16 protein-coding genes are annotated in these 20515 nt (G+C 42.9%); 7 read left to right on the plus strand and 9 right to left on the minus strand.

Going from position 1 to position 20515, the window contains the following annotated elements; translation table 11 throughout:
- Nucleotides 1-57 precede the first annotated feature (57 nt).
- A complete protein-coding gene (gene tkt / locus L3V43_RS03080; protein ID WP_102057429.1) occupies nt 58-2052 on the minus strand; it encodes a transketolase in 1995 nt (664 codons plus the stop codon).
- A 260-nt stretch (nt 2053-2312) separates the two neighbouring features.
- On the opposite strand from tkt, the gene metK reads away from it, so the two are divergent.
- Nucleotides 2313-3464 carry a methionine adenosyltransferase gene (gene metK / locus L3V43_RS03085; RefSeq protein ID WP_010606001.1) on the plus strand — a complete coding sequence of 384 codons (1152 nt, stop codon included), beginning with the start codon at nt 2313-2315 and terminating at the stop codon, nt 3462-3464.
- 64 nt (nt 3465-3528) lie between these two features.
- On the opposite strand, the gene L3V43_RS03090 is transcribed toward metK, so the two are convergent.
- Nucleotides 3529-4374, minus strand: coding sequence for an HDOD domain-containing protein (locus L3V43_RS03090; RefSeq protein ID WP_174169779.1), 846 nt, complete (start codon nt 4372-4374; stop codon nt 3529-3531).
- Nucleotides 4375-4484: 110 nt separating this feature from the next.
- Nucleotides 4485-6005, minus strand: a complete 1521-nt coding sequence (locus tag L3V43_RS03095) for a CYTH domain-containing protein (protein WP_174169778.1) — start codon at nt 6003-6005, stop codon at nt 4485-4487.
- A 298-nt stretch (nt 6006-6303) separates the two neighbouring features.
- Here L3V43_RS03095 and L3V43_RS03100 point away from each other — a divergent pair, with 298 nt between their 5' ends.
- Nucleotides 6304-6915 (plus strand): TIGR04211 family SH3 domain-containing protein, encoded by a 612-nt coding sequence (locus L3V43_RS03100; RefSeq protein WP_227386883.1) that lies wholly within the window; start codon nt 6304-6306, stop codon nt 6913-6915.
- A gap of 149 nt (nt 6916-7064) precedes the next feature.
- On the opposite strand, the gene L3V43_RS03105 is transcribed toward L3V43_RS03100, so the two are convergent.
- The 3 genes from L3V43_RS03105 to L3V43_RS03115 all read right to left on the minus strand — a co-directional run bounded on the left by L3V43_RS03105 (nt 7065) and on the right by L3V43_RS03115 (nt 10356).
- Nucleotides 7065-7727, minus strand: a complete 663-nt coding sequence (locus L3V43_RS03105) for an outer membrane beta-barrel protein (protein ID WP_102057433.1) — start codon at nt 7725-7727, stop codon at nt 7065-7067.
- 204 nt (nt 7728-7931) lie between these two features.
- Nucleotides 7932-9362 carry an alanine/glycine:cation symporter family protein gene (locus L3V43_RS03110; RefSeq protein ID WP_237115756.1) on the minus strand — a complete coding sequence of 477 codons (1431 nt, stop codon included), beginning with the start codon at nt 9360-9362 and terminating at the stop codon, nt 7932-7934.
- Between the two features lie 82 nt (nt 9363-9444).
- A complete protein-coding gene (locus L3V43_RS03115; protein ID WP_102057435.1) occupies nt 9445-10356 on the minus strand; it encodes an arginine deiminase-related protein in 912 nt (303 codons plus the stop codon).
- Between the two features lie 168 nt (nt 10357-10524).
- On the opposite strand from L3V43_RS03115, the gene L3V43_RS03120 reads away from it, so the two are divergent.
- Nucleotides 10525-10956 carry an Lrp/AsnC family transcriptional regulator gene (locus L3V43_RS03120; RefSeq protein WP_010605995.1) on the plus strand — a complete coding sequence of 144 codons (432 nt, stop codon included), beginning with the start codon at nt 10525-10527 and terminating at the stop codon, nt 10954-10956.
- A 100-nt stretch (nt 10957-11056) separates the two neighbouring features.
- Here the strand turns inward: L3V43_RS03120 and L3V43_RS03125 are convergent, their stop codons facing one another.
- Complete coding sequence (locus L3V43_RS03125) at nt 11057-12166, minus strand: mechanosensitive ion channel family protein (protein ID WP_045962697.1); 1110 nt, start codon at nt 12164-12166, stop codon at nt 11057-11059.
- Nucleotides 12167-12300: 134 nt separating this feature from the next.
- On the opposite strand from L3V43_RS03125, the gene L3V43_RS03130 reads away from it, so the two are divergent.
- Nucleotides 12301-13272: a YihY/virulence factor BrkB family protein gene (locus L3V43_RS03130; protein ID WP_237115755.1), complete on the plus strand. Its 972-nt coding sequence runs from the start codon at nt 12301-12303 to the stop codon at nt 13270-13272.
- A gap of 131 nt (nt 13273-13403) precedes the next feature.
- Here L3V43_RS03130 and L3V43_RS03135 read toward each other — a convergent pair whose 3' ends face one another.
- Nucleotides 13404-14810, minus strand: coding sequence for an alkaline phosphatase PhoX (locus L3V43_RS03135; RefSeq protein ID WP_237115754.1), 1407 nt, complete (start codon nt 14808-14810; stop codon nt 13404-13406).
- Between the two features lie 140 nt (nt 14811-14950).
- Entirely contained in the window at nt 14951-17344 is a 2394-nt protein-coding gene (locus tag L3V43_RS03140; RefSeq protein WP_237115753.1) for a TonB-dependent receptor, read from the minus strand.
- Nucleotides 17345-17410: 66 nt separating this feature from the next.
- Here L3V43_RS03140 and L3V43_RS03145 point away from each other — a divergent pair, with 66 nt between their 5' ends.
- From L3V43_RS03145 to folE2, 3 genes are all read left to right on the plus strand, one after another.
- A complete protein-coding gene (locus tag L3V43_RS03145; RefSeq protein ID WP_233525180.1) occupies nt 17411-17902 on the plus strand; it encodes a Fur family transcriptional regulator in 492 nt (163 codons plus the stop codon).
- Nucleotides 17903-17913: 11 nt separating this feature from the next.
- Entirely contained in the window at nt 17914-19248 is a 1335-nt protein-coding gene (locus tag L3V43_RS03150) for a dihydroorotase (RefSeq protein WP_237115752.1), read from the plus strand.
- Nucleotides 19249-19533: 285 nt separating this feature from the next.
- Nucleotides 19534-20451, plus strand: a complete 918-nt coding sequence (gene folE2 / locus L3V43_RS03155; RefSeq protein ID WP_237115751.1) for a GTP cyclohydrolase FolE2 — start codon at nt 19534-19536, stop codon at nt 20449-20451.
- Nucleotides 20452-20515 lie beyond the last annotated feature (64 nt).

A 20515-nucleotide genomic window follows, 5' to 3' on the forward strand; every position in this document is an offset into this window, starting at 1 on the left:
ACCCCTAAGCATAAAAAAACCCATGCATGGCATGGGTTTTTTGTTTCTTTTCTTTGATTATGCAAACAATGCGTTTGCCTTCTCAACGATATTTTCTACCGTAAAGCCAAATAGCTTGAATAGCTCATCAGCAGGCGCTGACTCACCAAACGTTGTCATACCAACTATAGCACCATTTAGGCCTACATATTTGTACCAGAAGTCCTCAATACCCGCTTCGATAGCGACGCGACGCGTTACTGAGCTTGGTAGTACGCTTTCTTTGTATGCTGGAGATTGCGCATCAAAAATGTCCGTTGAAGGCATAGACACAACACGTACCTTTTTACCTTCTGCACGAAGCTTATCCGCAGACTCAACTGCAAGTTGCACTTCAGAACCGGTTGCAATAAGGATGATTTCAGGCTCACCATCACAAGATAGTACATAACCACCTTGCTTAATCGCTGCAACCTGCTCAGCGGTACGAGGCTGCTGCGCAAGGCCCTGACGGGTAAATACAAGTGCAGATGGGCCATCAGCGCGTTCAACAGCTTGCTGCCAAGCAACTGCTGACTCAACTTGGTCACATGGACGCCAGCTCGCAAGGTTTGGCGTAGTACGTAAGTTCGCCATTTGTTCTACTGGTTGGTGTGTTGGACCATCTTCACCAAGACCGATTGAATCATGAGTATACACAAAGATGCTTCTTTGTTTCATCAATGCAGCCATACGTACGGCATTACGCGCGTATTCCATAAACATTAGGAATGTCGCACCGTAAGGGATAAAGCCTCTATGTAGCGCAATACCATTCATAATGGCAGACATACCAAATTCACGCACACCGTAGAAGATATAGTTACCCGCAGCATCTTCTGCCGTTAAGCCTTTAGATTGATCCCAAAGTGTTAAGTTAGAACCCGCAAGGTCAGCAGAGCCACCCATAAACTCAGGTAGAATTGGACCAAAAGCATTCAATGCATTTTGTGATGCTTTACGAGTTGCTGGGTTTGCAGGATTCGCTTGAAGCTCTGCAATATACGCTTCTGTTTTCTCAGACCAGTTTGCTGGAAGCTCGCCTTTCATGCGACGCTCAAACTCAGCAGCAAGCTCAGGATAATGCATTTGGTATTCAGTGAACTTAATCAGCCAGTCACTTTGTTGATTTTGACCACGTGCTGTTGCGTCCCATTTCGCGTACACATCTTCCGGTACTTCAAATGCGCCGTGCTCCCAACCAAGGAATTCACGTGCTGCTTTGATTTCATCATCACCTAGCGGTGCACCGTGACAATCATGGCTACCAGACTTGTTTGGTGAACCATAACCGATAACCGTTTTACAACAGATAAGGGTTGGTTTGTCAGACTCTGCTTGCGCCGCTTCGATTGCCGCTTTAATCGCATCGCTATCGTGACCATCAACACCGGCGATAACATGCCAGCCATAAGACTCAAAGCGTTTTGGTGTATCGTCGCTAAACCAACCTTCAACTTCACCGTCGATTGAAATACCGTTGTCATCCCAAAATGCAATCAGTTTGCCAAGACCAAGGGTACCCGCAAGTGAACAAGCTTCGTGTGAGATACCTTCCATCAAACAACCATCACCTAAAAAAGCATAGGTATAGTGATTAACGATGTCGTAATCTTCACGGTTAAACTGTGCAGCCAATGCTTTTTCAGCAATCGCCATACCTACCGCATTAGTAATACCCTGGCCTAATGGGCCTGTAGTAGTTTCAATACCCGGCGCATAACCATACTCTGGATGGCCTGGTGTTTTTGAGTGTAGCTGACGGAAGTTTTTGATGTCATCAATTGATAAGTCATAACCCGACAAATGCAACAATGAATAAATTAACATCGAGCCGTGACCGTTTGATAATACAAAGCGATCTCTGTCGAACCACTCAGGATTACTTGGGTTGTGCTTTAAAAAATCGCGCCAAAGTACTTCTGCGATGTCCGCCATGCCCATAGGGGCTCCAGGGTGGCCAGACTTGGCCTTTTGTACAGCGTCCATGGAAAGAACGCGAATTGCATTAGCAAGTTCTTTGCGAGATGGCATGAATTCTCCTACCTTTAAATGTGTTTCGCGGGGGTTTGAGCCCATTCTTACTTATTTATATGGCTAACTGCAACGGCAAAGGCCATAAAAAAACGGGTACAGACGGACTTTTTCCGACCATTAAAAAAGTTTGCACAATTTTGGACGTCTAGGCGTAAAATAACTAGTCAATGCCTAGGTTTTTTGGTTAGAATACGCCCCTTAATTTTTCGCGCTGTTCCTGATGTTTGTGAAGCGCAATATTTGTGAGCATAAATACAATGGCTAAACATTTATTTACTTCTGAATCTGTTTCTGAGGGTCATCCGGATAAAATCGCCGATCAGATCTCTGATGCGGTTCTAGATGCCATCCTTGAGCAAGATCCAAAAGCACGTGTTGCGTGTGAAACTTACGTTAAAACCGGTATGGTTATGGTTGGTGGTGAAATCACGACTAGCGCTTGGGTTGATATCGAGGAATTAACTCGTAAGACCGTGCGTGAAATTGGTTACACACATTCAGACATGGGCTTTGACGCTGATTCATGTGCAATCCTTAACACGATTGGTAAACAATCACCTGATATCAACCAAGGTGTTGACCGTACTCGTCCAGAAGAGCAAGGTGCTGGTGACCAAGGCCTAATGTTTGGTTACGCGTGTAACGAAACTGACGTACTTATGCCTGCGCCTATCACTTACTCACACCGTCTAGTTCAGCGCCAAGCGCAAGTTCGTAAAGACGGCACGCTACCTTGGTTACGTCCAGACGCTAAGTCTCAGGTAACATTCGCGTACGAAAACGGTAAAGCAGTAGGTATCGACGCGGTCGTATTATCTACACAGCACTGTGATTCGGTATCACAAGCTGACCTTGTAGAAGCGGTGATGGAAACTATCATCAAGCCTACACTACCTGCAGAGCTTATCACTGAAGCAACTAAGTTCTTCATCAACCCAACTGGCCGTTTCGTTATCGGTGGTCCTATGGGTGACTGTGGTCTAACTGGTCGTAAAATCATTGTAGATACATACGGCGGTATGGCACGTCACGGTGGTGGTGCATTCTCAGGTAAAGATCCATCAAAAGTTGACCGTTCTGCTGCTTACGCAGCGCGTTACGTTGCAAAGAACATTGTTGCCGCTGGCCTTGCTGACAAGTGTGAGATCCAAGTGTCTTACGCAATCGGTGTTGCTGAGCCTACTTCTATCAGCGTAGAAACTTTCGGTACAGCTAAGCTTGATGAGTCGCGTTTGATCGAACTTATCCGCGAGCACTTCGACTTACGCCCTTACGGTCTAATCACTATGCTAGACCTTGAGCGTCCAATTTATCAGCCTACTGCTGCTTACGGCCACTTTGGTCGTGAAGAGTTCCCTTGGGAAGCAACAGATAAAGCTGACGCACTACGTGCGGCTGCAGGCCTATAATCCCCTGCAGCAAAAAGTAAAAAAGGCGCCAAGTGCGCCTTTTTTAATGCCTGTGGATAATCCCCTATCCGATAAATACTTCATCGACATCATCTTTTAAGTTTTGATACTCATCTTCATGCAAATTAAGCTCAATCATCACCTTATCTTTAAATAGATACCAATCTGCTGCGCTTCTAAAGTGTTTTGCTTCAAAACAGAGGTTTTCAGCCAGTTTAAGTGCCGCAAAGGTTTGCACATGCTGCGCATCTTTTTGCTCTTCAAGATAGCTAACGTCATGGTGGCGCAAAATCATCTGGCATATTTCTTTAGGTAAGTGCCAAGACGTCGCAAGAAAGTAGCCTATCACAGTGTGAGGCACTGGATACTTTTGCTGCTCGTAGTAAATAAGCGTTTGCTCAGGTCGCTCTATAGACTGCTTTATTACCTCAGCGTAGTCAGGATATTTTACGGCCATTGCTGGGATCCCGGCATCATGAAACAGTCCGAGCAGCTGCAAATTCTCCATGGGTAATGACGCCTTCAAATGATGTCCAACCACCATCGCCGCTTTTGAAATATCCGCAGCGTTATCCCAAAACTGCTGCAGTGAAATACAGCACTTTGACTGCTCAAACGCATTTTTAAGCAAATACCCAGTCACTAGCTGCGTAATACAGTTAACGCCCAAAAACATCACTGCTTGTTTTATATCTGTGATTGTACGGGCAAGACCATAAGCGGGTGAATTAATTACCTTTAACACCGCAGCTGACGCACCAACATCTGCCGCAATAATATCCGCCACGGTAAATAACTCAGGCTCCGGTTGTGATAATTCATTTTGTAAGGCTTGTAATATTTCAGGCTTAGCAGGTAAGTTAAATCCGCCGCGCAAATCATTCAGCACTTTATCGTCAATATCGATCATTGGGCTACCTCAGAATTGATACACCCAAGTTTAGTTCATCACCTGATATTTGCAGTATTGATTGTAATGAAGTGGTACAAAAAAGCGGGATAAAACCCCGCTTAATCTGGTTAGAACCAATATGGTTCGCTATGCATGGAAGACTGTCGACTTTGCTCCATAGCACTTATCAAAAAGTCAGATTTTTGCTTAAGCCATGCCTGCACTTCTTGCAGCTCGTCTGCGTTTTGGCTTTGGCAAAGTTGATATAAATACGCCAGTGTTTCTAGCTCATAAATACCATAAACGATATCAATCCAAGGCGTTCTAAACACTTTGCGCGCTTCTTTATCGTAAAGCTTGCCCAGACAGTTACCGCTTAGTAGCGTGTTTTCTAACTTTATTCTCACATGTAAATAATCTCTTTCAGAAAGCGATTTATCCTGTGGAAGCAAGTTTTTCAGCTCTTGCCAGTCTTTATCAAATAATTGGCTTGCGATTTCTGTGACAGGTAGCTCTGCTGCACTCAGTGCTTTTTGATCCCAGTTTTTACGCCACGCTCTATCAACCAGCCAGCGAGTAAGTGAAAGGATCAAACGGTTATAGCGGGTGCAATGAAATAAATCTTCAATGTCCGTCGGTGTCGGCTGAACATCTTGCAAGTCGGTAATGACCTGCGCCAATTCAGGAAACTGATTAAGTTTCTTATGATAAGCATGACGCTTTGAGGTGTAGGTTTTTAAATGAATTGCATTTTCGACCCAAGCAAGTTCTGACAACAACCATTTTAACTCATTGCGAATACTCTCAGTCGAGCTTTTATCAACGATGTCATCAAACAACCAAAACGCGTGGCGGATAAGCGAGACTCCATCAATAACACGTTTTAACGTCTTGAGACTTGGTTTATTAAAATAACATTGCTCATGTTTTTGGACGAACTGAATACCATAACTGACTGTCGCAATTAACGCTTGTTCTTGCGTTACCTGAGATTTGAGCGGTACAAATCCTATAAACTTATTTGGTTTTAGAGGTTTATCATCGGCAATTCGATATCCTCTGGCGGCCTTTGAGTATAGTCCCAAGCGCATACCAGCTTGTTTAATTAGGTGATCGGCTAATAAGAAAAGATCTTCTTTATTTCCCTCAATCAGCTCTATTTCAAGCTCATTGATTGGCTCCATCTTCCCTTGGGCTGCTATTTCCCCTTTATCCAACACGACTTCGATTTTGGTTCCTGAATCCGTTTCGATTAACCAAGTTCGACGAATGAAATTTGTACTGAAGATCGGGAATATGTTTTCTGCGATAGACTCAAGTTGCATGCCGTGAGGCCAAATATTCGCGTCAAACGCTAACAAGTCAGGACGTCCTGATTGAATAGGTAAATTGTACTCAGGTCGTTGATGTAACCCTCCTACAACTTCTCCCGCAAGCTTAATCGTTTGCTCGCATTCATCATTGCAACAACGCGTTCTTAGACCGATATCTAGCGCACGCAATTCACGATTTGGCGTGTCAAAGTAGGCGTTAGTTAAGTTTTTAGCAGGCTTGTTAGTGACCGTTTTTGCAAACTGTGTGATGAGTGCAGGGATCAGCGGAACTTCATTATCTGAAACCAAAAATTTCAGTTCTATTTCAGTGTCCATTAGGGCAGTGTTTTACCTATTTGTCTAAGGGAGGATCAAAATATACAAAGGAGGCTAAGTTTGCAATCTTTTTATCCGATGAGAAGTGCACCAAATATGCGCTAAATCAATAGATAGTCGGGCTAATTTCGCTGAACGTCAGCGGATTAATAACACCGAATCATTGCGTTAAATGCTGCAATTTTCATTATGTAATCAATTATTTCGCGCCATTCAAAATAAACAAAGCCTTGCTATTAGGCCGCGAAATCCCTACTATTTTGTAAACTTTACGACCCAAAGAATAAAAGGCCCACGCATGTTCAACTTTAAGCAATTTATCATTGCGAGCCTGCTCTTCACCAGCTTTATAAGCTTTGCCGAAGAGCCAGACGAAAATAGCACAGTAAACACGGCAACACCAAACGGCTATATTAGTGACAATCTTTTTATTTTCATGCATACAGGTCCAAGTAAAAATTATCGAATTTTAGGTTCTGTTGATGCTGGTACGCCAATCACTATTTTGAGTGGCGCTAATGACGAGTTTGTCCAAATTAAAGACGACAAAGCAAGAGAAGGTTGGGTAGAAAGTAAATTTGTCACCACGGAGCCAGGTTTAAAGCAACAATTAGAGGCGGTTAACCAAACCTTGGTGGAAACCCAAGAGGCGCTGAACGACGCCCAGCAGCAGCTTCCAATGCTGCAGCAAAACAATACCAATTTGCTAGCTGAAAATGCTTCACTTCAAGACACTATTTCAGGGCTTGAAAAGCAACTACAAGATGAGCGTTTAGCACAGCAGCAAAAAGTCCAAAAAGAGCAACACCAGTTGCTCACTTACGGTGGCATCATCGGGATCAGTGGCATTATTATCGGTGTGATCCTGACGCTATTTTTATCTCGTAGAAAGCGTTACGACGGCTGGTAAGTGGTTATATACCTATTGAGGTTAGATAACTTCGTCACTGACGGTTCATCTAAACTCTATTGTCAAAATTGATGGGGTGAATTGCTCAATTCGCCCCACTCTAAATACAGCTCTGAAAATAACCTTTCTCTACTATGAATATCAGCGTATTAAAAAGCCCAACCAAGTAACATGGATATATCGTGCAAATTATGCTCATATTGAACTACGCCTGTGTAGTCATATTCTTTTGATTCTTTAATATTCAAAAGAGAGTATTCCAAACCAACATAGAGATTATCTGTTAGTCGATACTCAACACCTATCGAGGTATAAATATCATTACCGCTATCACCTGAACTAGTGCTGCCTGTAGGAACCAATTGTGCAGGGATCACATCTTTGTATTGCCAATGTGCCATTCCAACTCTTATATTTGCATTAATATTGGTAGACACCTCAATCTCTCCCTTAATCCCCAACCTCAGAGATTCGGTATCAATAGGAAACCTGACTCGATATGAGTAGTCATATGGGTTTTGATAGATTCCAGAGAGTGTGTTAGAAACGTGAACGGAATATTCAGCTAGTGACTCACCATGAAAATGCTGTGCGATTTCAAGAGCTAAATGATCTGTAAGCCCAACACCGAGCCTCAGCCCCCATGAATCAGAATTAGCGGATGACGCACGCCTATATCCTAAATCAGATTCTTGCTCGGCATAAAATTCATTATTGGCTTTACCAAAAAGTACTTCTGAAAATATGGCAATATCAGCCTTCGCGTACATAGGCAACGATAGTACTGCCAGTCCAAATAATTGTTTTTTCATTATCACATCAGTGTTTAAAGATTAAAAAGGAAGCAATATTTAGTTTGAAATATTGAAGAGAAAAGCGGGAGGAAGTATACACAGAATATAAAAAATTTAAACAAGGCGTATGATTGAAAGTTTGGAGATACTTTTTAACTTAAAAATATCAAAAATAAATAAAGGCCGGAAAATTCGGCCTTTATTTATTCCATCTAAAACGTATTAGGCTGAACTCTTCGCATTAATATTACCCCAAATGCCAGACTCAGTAACTCCTTGCACTTTGACCTTATTGACTTCGAATACAGGTTCTTTCCCTTTTGCTCTTTGCAGATGATAATCGGCCGTAACCGCCAAGATAGTGGGTGTAAGGCGCACGATGGCAATAACATTCACCACCGTCATTAAGCCCAATGCGATGTCGGCAAGATCCCATACCTGTTTTAGCGTTGCCGAAGCGCCCCACAACATCATAGACAAGTAGCATGCGGTATAAATTGAACGGCCAACTTTATTGTCCAGATGGAATAAGTGTAAGTTACTTTCAGCATAGGCGTAATTAGCCACTACAGAGGTGAAAGCAAACAAAGTGATCGCCGCCGCGACAAAGTACACGCCCCCAGTTGCTAAATGCGCGGTCATCGCAGATTGCGTCAGCCGTATGCCTTCCATCTCACTGCCAATATCTATATCTGCCAATAGAATTATGACAGCAGTACAACTACACAACACGATGGTATCAAAGAATACGCCTAGCATTTGGATATAACCTTGGGTCACGGGGTGATTGGGAATTGGTGACGCACTGGCCGATGCGTGCGGCACACTACCCGCTCCCGCCTCGTTAGAATAGAGCCCACGCTGAATACCATTTTTGATAGCTGCGCCAAGTGCGCCTGCGCCCGCTTCTTGCAAGCCAAAAGCTGAAAGCAAAATATCTTTGATCATGGCAGGGACTTGAGAGTAATTCATCACGGTAATAATAATGGCCGCAAGGACAAAGACTAATCCCATTACTGGCACTACCTTTTCAGCAAATCGTGCAATCGCTTTGAAGCCACCAAGAATAATAGAGCCGGCAAGGACTGTGATCACAATACCTGAATATAAGGTTGGAATATCAAACGCATTATTGAGCGCATCGGTGATGGTATTGGTTTGCATCGCGCTAAAGGTAAATCCATATCCCAAAAACAAGCAAAAGGCGAAGCATACTGCAAACGCCCGACTTCCCAATCCCATGTGAATATAATAAGCAGGACCACCTCTAAACTCACCTTGGCTATCTCGCACTTTATAGACTTGCCCAAGTACACTTTCGGCAAAGCCTGTTGCCATCCCCAAAATGGCTATCATCCACATCCAAAATATCGCACCACTGCCACCAAGAGAAATAGCAACCGCAACACCTGCTAGGTTACCGGTTCCAACTCGAGCTGATAACCCCGTGCATAACGCTTGAAATGAACTGATTGTATTGTCATCACCCTGACTGCTACCTCGTAACAGACTAAACATGTGGCGAAACTTTACAACTTGTATCCCTCGCAAAAGAATAGTGAACCAAAACCCTGCAAATAGCAGGATATAAATAAGTATCTGGCCTTCTCCCCATAAGAGCCCATTAATACTCTTAACTGCACTTTCAAACATAGGCGGTTCCTGTTTTATTATTATTTGCCGTTTATCTAGGGCCTGTTGACCTTCTTGAAGGATAAACAGGCCCTAGTATTATTTAACGGTTATTTAAATGGACTCCAGCAATCATACAACGCACCGAGCCACCTGCGGCTTCAATTGTCGGTATATCGATAGCAACTAGCTTAGCTGACTTTTCAATGACAGCAATTTGCTCAGGCAACAACGCCTGATAAGCCGTTGTGGAAAGCGCAAGTATGCGTCCCATACTGCCTTGTAGCTCAATCGCGTTGCCGCAAAAATGTTGGATCTGCTGATAAGATAGCGCAATCAGGGTATGGCCGCTTTGCGTAAAACGATTAATAAGCTGTGCCCGCTGATATTCTGGCACCATATCTAGGCATATCATGGCGAAATCAGTGGCGACACACATTAAGACATTGGTGTGATAAACAGGCACTTCATTCTTATCATAGGCATTAAATATCTCCGCCTCTAGTCCCAACTGCTCGCAAACTTGATTAACTAACACGGCGTTAGTGCGCTTGGATTCTACCGCATAGGCCACTTTTTCTTGATGATCGATAACCATAGAGCCGGTGCCTTCAAGGAATATTTCTTCTGCGGTTAGATGACTATAATCATTGATGTTTGTCACCTGATAGTGAGCACTCAGAAAATCGATAATATCGCGACGGATCTCCAATCGTCGATTCAAGGCGTACATAGGATAAATCGTTAACTGACCATCGCTATGCGTCGAAAACCAGTTATTTGGAAAGACCGAGTCTGGCGTGTCTGTGGAGGTATCTTCAAATAAGTGCACTTTCACGCCAGCCAACTCTAACGCTTGCACGGCGTTACTGACCTCAACATAGGCTCTGTTGTTAGGGTTGTTTTCACTGCATACTTGCTGAAATGCGTTATCTTGCATGGTTTGCGGGTTCGAAGTGAAATGGTGTGGGCGGATCATCACCACCGCTCGTGGTGCTTGAAATATCGTTGTCATACTGCACTCATTATTTGATTTGGGCGTTGGCTTACACAATATCAGTGTAACCACACCATAAGACGATTTAAATGCCAAAATCTTATACAATTAGTGCAATTTTCTATCACTTTGCTAAGTTGAATTATACAAATAGACTAATCATGACAAAAACCACAAAGCTGTACTATGACTCCTTACTTATATGATGCGCTTGACAAAGCCTTGATTGCTGAATTGCGCAAAGATGGCCGAGCAGCCATTTCAACTTTAGCCACTACGCTCGATGTGTCTCGCGGAACCGTACAAAACCGTTTAGATAGACTCATTTCCAGTGGTGCAATTCTAGGCTTTACAGTGCGGGTTCATGAATATATCGAGTCCGAGCTGGTGCGCGCTATCATGATGATAGAAGTGATCGGTAAATCCACTACTCAAGTGATCAATGCACTGCGTGGGATCCCCGAACTCAGTAAAATTCATACCACGAACGGGGCATGGGATTTAATCGCTGAAGTGCAAGCTGCTAACCTCAGTAAATTCGATGGTGTACTGAGGCAAGTTCGAGAGATTGATGGCATTTTAAATAGTGAAACCAGTATTTTGCTATCGAGTACGTAAAGCTCGATAGCGTTGTTTATCTAGATTAGGGTGATGAGTCGACAGTCCGAAATAATCTAAATCAGCCATGACACATTTCAACACTTAACCTAATTTACTGCTAAATTATATTGTCCCCTTCTTCTGGGCTTCGAGCGCGCTCTGCTTGCTCTCTGATCTCATCCGCATCGCTACTCACATCGTCAATATCCGCATCTACTGCACTTGCTGTGGTTTTGTTCTTTTGTTTCACAGGCGTTCTGCTACTCGAATTACTGGTCGCTTCTTTGTTTACTCCTTGTGTTTCAGTATTCGCAGCTATGATTATCCGCTCTCTAGCATCATCAGGCATGCTTATACCGTGTTCTGTAAAGCAATTAACGGTTTCTCGCATGAGTTGAGACGCCACTTTGATCGGGCTATGTTGTTCGCTATTGACCCAAAAATAAATGGTAAGATTGATAGTCGCGGAGCCTAAGGCTTCAAGTAGAACCTGAGGTGGCGGGTCGTTTAAAACCGCACTTTGCTCTTTAAGTAAGTCAATTGCAATTTGCTGCGTCAGGCGAATATCGTTGTCATAGCCAATACCAATCTTAAAGTGTCCACGTGTTTTGGGGTTGGCAGTAAAGTTTTTAATTACATTCTTGTAGACGGTAGCATTGGGTATTTGAATGTGATTACCATCGTAATCAACTAAGGTGGTTGCGCGGGCGGTGACTTTTTTAACGATCCCCAAACGGTTATCCACTTCAATAACGTCATCAATTCTAAACGGGCGTTGGACACTAATTAGCATACTCGAAATAAAGTTCTCGGCGATATCACGAAACGCAAACCCAAGAATAAGACCGACAAGCCCAGTACCACTCATTACTGCGACGGCAAACTCACTTAACCCGGCCAAGCGCAAAAAGATATAAATACCAAAAAATATGACTAACACACTGATAAAACGGCGAGTGACGAGATGTAATAATCGACTTTTACTGACATAACCTATGGGTTTAATCAAAAGATAAGAGATTGGCCGTGCTAAATAATAACAAAGCACAATAACCACAATTCCCAACGCCAAAGCAGGTAATAATTGCCATGCGGTTTGTAAAAAGTGCACAACCTGTGCGCTTAAACTTAGCGTATCTGATGTGCTCACGGCCTCAGTCACTTCGCGAGAAGCTGCCGCCTGAATCATATTAGTCATTTGATTTTTAATAAGATTATTGATTTCCATATTGCACTCTTTGGGTTTTTATTCATAAGGTCACGAGTTGACTAGTAGCAAATATAACGCCAAACGAGATTGGCAGACCTTTTGCTGTATATCACTTTAGATCAACAGGCCCAGAATTGATTTAGGAAAGACCAATGGCAGCTCATAAACATGGCTTTAATGCAGACAGGCCAAGCGATATTCCAGCACTCGGTTGGTGGGATGTCAGTAAACGGCTATACCACAGCTTATCCCAAGATAATTTATCTCTGGTTGCCGCTGGAGTGGCATTTTATGCCCTGCTGGCAATATTTCCTGCGTTAGCGGCCGTTGTTTCTATCTATGCCTATTTTTCTTCTCCTGCAGAAATGGTTGACCAGCTACTGCCGCTTATTGAACTCTTACCACCATCCAGTCAAGAAATTATGTTGCAACAACTCAAAGCGCTCACTCAAAAATCGCAGGCAAGCCTAAGTTTAGGTGCTATTTTTACCCTCTTTTTAACAATATGGAGTAGCAGTAAAGGCTGCCAAGCGTTGATCACAGCCTGCAACATTACGTATCATGAGCATAATAAAAGGCAGTTTTTACAAGCGCTAGTGGTACGCTTTTTGTTTTCTGTGGGGGCGATTTTCGTCGCGATTGTGGCGTTGTCTATTATCGGAATTTTACCGATTGTGCTTAACCTCGTAGGATTTACCACAGCACTCGATTCGATTATCCAACTAATCACTTGGTCTATTTTAGCGGTACTATTTCACTTTTCCTTAGCGTTTGTTTATCGTTATGCGCCACATCGCAGAGCCGCAAAATGGCGCTGGATAACACTCGGCTCGTTTACTGCAACCGGTTTATGGATCCTGGCGTCATTGGGATTTTCATATTATGTCGCGCAGTTCGCTTCTTACAATGAAACTTATGGTTCATTGGGAGGCGTCGTCATTATGATGATGTGGTTATATTTGAGCGCATATATCATTATTTTTGGTGCTGCACTAAATGCCAGTACTGAGCTACAAACTTTAAAAGATAGTACCGTTGGACCAGCAAAAACCAGAGGGCAACGAGGTGCATTTGTGGCTGATAATTTAACGACAAGACAACGTAAAGAAAAGGAGCCTCATTGATAATAGCATCAATATTAATAGCTCACTTTCACGATTTAAATTTTGCTTAGATTACTCAGCAGCAAGTTGAGCGTCGCGACCAAAATACACTTATGAGAACATAAACCAAATAGCGAAAAGGTCAACAAGCCCTAATTCAACAAATTAAAATTAGAGAGGCTATTTATTTTTACTTGATTAAAGTGCTCCCATGGTCCCACAATCGCCAATGTTGTCGTTGGTGAGTACACATTAACAAATAAAGTCTTGCCGTCTGGTGAAAAACAAGCGCCGGCGAGCTCAGTTTGCTTAGCTAGCCGCGCAAAATTATAGAGTTCTCCCTCTGGTGTTACACCTCTTAGGTAGTTATTTACAACATCGGAATACTGATCCTCGCAAACAATTAAATGTCCTTGTGGCGACACGGTAAGATTGTCACCAAAGTTATAGAGAGACTGGCTAGTGCTTTCGACAAATAAAGACAACTTTCCTGGATTGAGGCGTTCTTTTTCTGTTCCCTCAAACTCAGATGGCTGATACTTCATGATTTGCCCTAGCTGCTTTTTTCCGCCATTGGTACAACAAAAGTACAGCTCGTTTTCACCCCAATGGATCCCTTCACCTCGAGCAAATAGCGCAGCTCCACTTCGATAAGCACGGATCCGTAAATCGTCTTTAGCACTTTGCGGGTCGTCCAAATCTATCCACTCAACGATAAACTCCTGATGAAGTGGCATCGCTTTTTTATTCCAATTTCGACTATCAAATTGCGGGCTTTCTTTCACAGCCAACGCTTGTAGTTTCCCGCCTTTGTGGAGCTTTGCTTTTTCGTTTGGAATAAAGCGGTAAAACACACTGTCTCCCCGGTCTTCCGTGAGATAAACAATACCTGTTTTGGGATCAACAGCAGCAGCTTCATGATTAAAGCGCCCCATTGCTTTTAGAGGTTGTGGCTTAATTAAACCCTTTGCAGTCGCTGGTACTTCAAAAATATATCCGTGATCTTGTGTAAAACCATCATTTTTAGTTGCAGTTGTTTCTTCACAAGTAAGCCAACTCCCCCAAGGCGTTATTCCACCAGAGCAGTTACGAATAGTGCCAACCAAGGATAAATATTCTTGTTCTTTTTGGCGTGTTTTTAGGTTATAGACAATATGACTTGTGCCACCTGGAAGTGCGATACCTGAGTCATTTGTATCAAAAGCAAGCTCACTTTTATGCTGGCGAATACTGTTCTCGGCTTTTGCTAAATCTGTTGGTTTCAATTCATGATTGCGGATCAATGCAACCCGCTCTTCATCTAAAGCAATACAACCCATACCATCGGCTTTGTCAGGTACAGTAAAACCATCGGACATTTTATCTCCAAGGCTTGATACTATTTGATAACTGAAACCTTGGGGCAAATCGAGTAAACCATTGGGGTCGGTGATCAACGGCCCATACCCAGCTATCATTGTGTTAAAGTCTAATAGTGACACTCTGCCAAATGCGCTTTTAGAAAGGCCGATAAATGCGAGGGTGCCAGCCCTCCTTAAAAACCCTCGACGTGAAACCATAATTTCTCCTGCTGATCGTAGTCATGTCGGTAATAATCTCGTGCTACATATAGATAAGATTTATGTTGTTGTAAAACTCAGTTACTTGTGTACCTGTGTGGCTTTAACTAACAGGTACACAATGGTTTAACCTGCTAAAACTAAAAATAGCCGCGAATACCAAGCGCGAAACTGCGTCCCGGACGAGGGCCTATATCTTTTAAGAATGAACTATGTACTCGTGCTTCTGTATCCGTCAGATTGCTCCCTCTAAGATGAATAGAGAGATCTTGATTTAACACAGAAAGATCATAAGAGATGCTAGCATCAACTAAGGTATATCCGTCGGTCGCGGTTTCTTCTGGTGCAATCCGGTCCTGCTCTTGATATCGAGTAATGTGGATATGTGCACTGAGATTATCCGTCTGATAGCTTAACTGCGACCCAAAGCGCAGAGGTGGTGTACGAGGTAAATCGCCGCCTTCTTCTAATCTGGCACGCACAAAGTCAGAGAAAACATCAACTTTCAACTCGTCGGTCAATTGCCAAGCAACTTGCGCTTCAAAACCGTGCAAAACCACATCATCTGTCTTGAATAAATAAATAGGTAATTCGGAAGCATGATCGTGCTCATGTTCATGATTGTGGTCGTGACTATCGCCGCTCTCGGCGTACAACCCAGTTTCTATTTGATAGTAGTAGTTATCTACTTGGTTGTAAAAAGTATTAAAAATAAAGCCTATATCACCTTGGGTTTTTCGAAGTGTAATATCAATATTGTGCGACTTTTCTAGCGCTATGCCTTGCTCATCGAGTTCAAAATGACCGTGCTCATCCATTTTGAACAACGCTCCTACCTCGTAAGTGCCAGTTCCTATGTGAGGACCAAAGGAAAATAACTCCGATGAAGAAGGAGCTCGTTCAGAGTGTGAAACAGATAACCCAAGGTTATAATTTTGCGCAAAGTCCCATACAAGACCCGAAGATAAACTGACAGGGGTAAACTGATGCTCAACCGCATATACCTTTGTTGCTTCTGAATCGTGACCGATGTGGTCATGCATTTCAGTATCGTGCGAGTGGGCATCAATACTCGGTAAAGGCACATTACTTGCGGTGATCTCCACTTGCTCAATACGACCACCTAACTGCACTAAAAAATCACCAAACCGCCTTTCCTCCATTACCCCTATCGCAAGTGTTTGGGTATCAGATGGCGGCGTAAACGCCTCACTACCTTGAGCCTCAACATCACTATGTTTGTAATGTAAGCTTACGCCACCAGTCCAAGCGGACAGAGGCTGATGTAGTAAATCAACTTTTAACTCATTGGTATCATTCTTAAATGTTGTTCCAACCATGCCGTGCTCAACTTCAGCATGTTCATACTCTGTAAAACCAGCACGCACATTCACTTTATCAAGCCAACCTTTGTTAAACTTGTACTCGCTTAATAGTTGCACTTTTGTTTGTGCTAAGTCCGCAAAAACCTGCTCTTCAGCCTCATGATGTGCTTCTTCATCGCCATGCGTATGTCCCGGAATGCCGTATTTGCGGTTAAATTTCTCAACAGCCACACCGACATAACCTTGGTCAAATAAGTAACTTGAGCCAACCGTAAAACCATCAGACTCTTCAGCACTATTTGCTACTTTATAGTGATGTTCACCACTGTTATTCCTTTCACTATGCTCATGAATTTCAGCAGGAACAGGTACTTCGTAATCATTAGATTCTCGCCAGAATGCATCAACATATAAAGCCACAGAACCAATACCCGATGTCGCATTAAACGAGGCTGTATTTTGGTCATCAACAGAGTTACTTTCCAGATTCCATTCTCCGCGAGTTGCATTATCGGTTGGAACTCTTGTATCGACGACGTTAACCACTCCCCCAATCGCACCACTACCATAAAAAAGAGTTGCAGGTCCCCGCAACACCTCGATTTGTTGAGCCGTTGAGGCTTCGGAGGCGACTGAGTGATCAGGACCAACTCTAGATACATCGCTGACATCTAATCCATTTTGCGTCACCAACACTCGCGGGCCACTCAAACCTCGAATAATTGGTGTACTCGCTACTTTGGCGTGGAAATTTGTGTTGACGCCAGGCAATTTTTCTAAACTATCCCCTAGTGTAGCAGTTTGCTGTCTACGCAATGTTTCACCTGCCAAAACACTAACTGGAACCGCAGATTCCATCGCCGACATATGTACAGGGGTAGCAACAATATCTATAACTTCTATTGGAGAACGATTTAACATTAGCATTGCGTTTTTAACGCCACCTTGATCCAGAGTGAGCGCCTTATGCAGATGAGCAAAATCAGGCGCTCTTACATGGATTTGTTTATTTCCAAGCCCAACGCCCGAAATTTGAAAATGACCATTGTTATCTGTGAGTACGCGAATATCAATTCCTTCGACCTCAATTGATGCATTTGCAATCCCTTTACCAGCTTTATTGACGACTGTACCTTCTATAGACTTTGCTACAAGACTTGGTGGTAACAGTGCAGCAACGAGCAAGGATATTGTTGATAGTTTAGACATAACGACTCCAATAAATGTTATATTGTATCAATTATGCTTGATATGTTATATTGTATCAATATCTAGGTGGATTATGTCGTCATTGCCGTGAACAAAACTCAACGAAACTTTATTCTCAAACAGGCTCAAGCAAAATGCCAATCGTTAGGGCTGCGTTTAACTGAAAAACGACAGAGCGTGCTAGAAATATTATTGCAAACAGTCGAGCCGCTATCAGCTTATGAACTTACTGACAAATACAATAAAAGCACCAACTCTCCTATTCTAGCAATGTCCGTGTACCGCATTCTTGAATTCTTAGAGTCAGTCAATCTGGCACACCGGATCCATTCTGCAAATAAATATATAGCCTGTAAGAGTCTAGATGGTGCGTGCCATCACCATCTATCCGTGATCTTGGTCTGCAGATCCTGCCATCAAATAGAAGAAATAGATTCTGTTCAAGAGGCTGCCAAGCATCTATTTAAAGCGGTAGAAAGCACTGGATTTTCAGCTGCAAATGCACGCTTAGAGTTGCCTGGCTTATGTAACCTTTGCAAAGCCAAACTTGACAAATAGGTCCCTATAATATGAAAAACACACTGATAAAAAATGCAATTGTGGTCAACGAGAATCAATCACAAGTATGTGATGTACTTATCGTTGAAAACAGAATAAATAAAATTGCAAGCTCAATAACTGCGCAGCCAAATGACTATATTGTGGATGCGACAGGTTATTTTCTACTCCCTGGAATGATAGACGACCAAGTACATTTCCGTGAGCCCGGCTTAACACAGAAGGGTAATATAGCCTCAGAATCCAGAGCTGCTGTGGCAGGTGGTATCACCAGCTATATGGAAATGCCAAACGTAAGCCCTGCGACTACAACCATTGAAGCTCTTGAACAGAAATACGCGATTGCGTCTAGAAGCTCGCTAGCAAACTATAGTTTTTACTTAGGGGCAACCGAAGATAATTTAGAACAAATAAAACGTTTAGATGCGAAGAAGTACTGCGGTGTTAAAGTTTTTATGGGGGCATCAACAGGCGATCTACTCGTTGAGCATCCACAAGCACTCGACGCAATTTTCAGAGAAAGTCCAACCCTAATTGTCACCCATTGTGAAGATGGAAGAGTGATTGAAAAGAACTTATCCATGTGCATAGGACGCAGTGGCAGTTTAACAATTCAAGATCACCCCATCATTCGTGACGCCGAAGCGTGTTATTCATCCTCTTCGTACGCTTTATCTTTAGCGAAAAAATATCGTAGCGATTTACATGTACTGCATATCACAACAGAAAAAGAATTGAGCTTATTCCCTTCAGGCGATATTCGCGACAAACATATTACTGCAGAGGCATGTGTGCATCATTTGTGGTTCAGTCAAGAAGATTACGCACTGCAGGGTAACCTAATAAAATGCAACCCAGCGATTAAAGCGAAAAGCGATCGTGATGCTTTGTTAGCAGCAGTGCGAAATAATCAAATAGATATTATTGCTACTGATCACGCGCCTCATACTTGGCAAGAAAAGCAACTCCCCTACCAGCAAGCACCTGCGGGTTTGCCTTTAGTTGAACATGCATTATTAAGCTTGCTCGACCATGTGCATCATCAGCGTTTATCTATAGAGCAGCTCGTTGAGAAAGTTGCACATAATCCAGCGTTAAGGTATCACATTGTAGATAGAGGCTTTATTCGCGAAGGATACTATGCTGACTTAGTGCTCGTGAACCCTCATCACGAAACACCCACTTGCCATCAGAAAACACACTATCACTGTGGCTGGACCCCATTCGACGGTCACCGTTTTTCAGCAAAAGTTTTAAAAACTTGGGTGAATGGCAGTCTCGTTTATGACGGCCAACAACCGCTTAATACACCCACAGCCGCTATGCCACTAATTTTTAATCGCTAGGGCATGTTTACCTTTCAAGTTTGTTTTTGCAGCACTTTGATTGGTATTTGTACAAGGCAGAGCCTGCGTAGCATAGTTATTCTATGTGAGTCAGGCGAGAACACAGTAGAAATGCTAATCAAGCGCTGCCCTTTGGGTTCACCTGAGTGCGCTTTGTTCATTGTTGCTCAACTTTTGCCTAGATTACTAGGCGGCAAGTCGAGCGTCGCGACCAAAACACACTCAGGAGAACAAAAATCAAACAGCAAAGATCAACAGGCCCTAGAAACCTCGTCGGAAATAAATATGACAGTATCTTTACCTGATGTTGCCTCTGGGCAGCTTGCAACAACAGCCTTACCGCTAAAGTGGGTGGGTATGGAAAAAATTGCCATACCTTTAGAAGTGGAAATATCAAGCACCTCTCACCAAAGGGCTAACGCTCTTGCAAATATTTTTGTTAGCCTTGATAAACCTGAGGCGAAAGGGATCCATATGTCCCGGTTATACATTCGCTTGAGAGAGATACTAAGTACGACTCCTTTGAATATTAAAACGATTGAAGCGTTATTAAAGGAGTCCGTTCAATCTCAACAAGGGTTGAGCAAAGCAGCCAAGCTTGAGTTACAGTTTGAAGTAACTATAGATAAACCAGCATTGTTGAGCGATCAATTCGGCTATCAAAGTTACCCTATCACGCTTAATTGTGAGTATATAAACTCAGAGCTTAGCTATGAGTTATCACTTACTATTGCCTATTCAAGTACCTGCCCTTGTTCAGCGGCGCTTTCTAGACAAGCATTAAGTGAAGAGATCGAAGAACAGTTTTCCCAAGAGATGATTTCAAAACACGAACTAATGACGTGGATAACCTCTCTAAAAGGGAGCATTGCCACACCTCATAGCCAGCGCTCTTTCGCTTACGTAACAGTAAAACTAACAGAACGGACGTTGCCACTCATTCCAAACCTTATAAAAGCGCTAGAACAGGCCATTGGCACGCCAGTTCAAACTGCGGTAAAACGTAAAGATGAACAAGCATTTGCGAAGCTAAATGCAGAAAACCTAATGTTTTGTGAAGATGCCGCACGACGAGTCAAACAATTTTTAGAGCAAAACACACAATTTGTTGATTATTGGTTCAAAATTGAACATCAAGAAAGTTTGCATGCTCACAATGCTGTCGCCATTGATAATAAGTTTCCGGCTCAAAAACTGACTTAATAAACACTTATCTGCCTAAGATGCAAGAATCATGATACCGCCATTATTATGCGATAAAACACAA

Source organism: Pseudoalteromonas sp. L23, assembly GCF_021728455.1.
GTDB lineage: Bacteria > Pseudomonadota > Gammaproteobacteria > Enterobacterales > Alteromonadaceae > Pseudoalteromonas.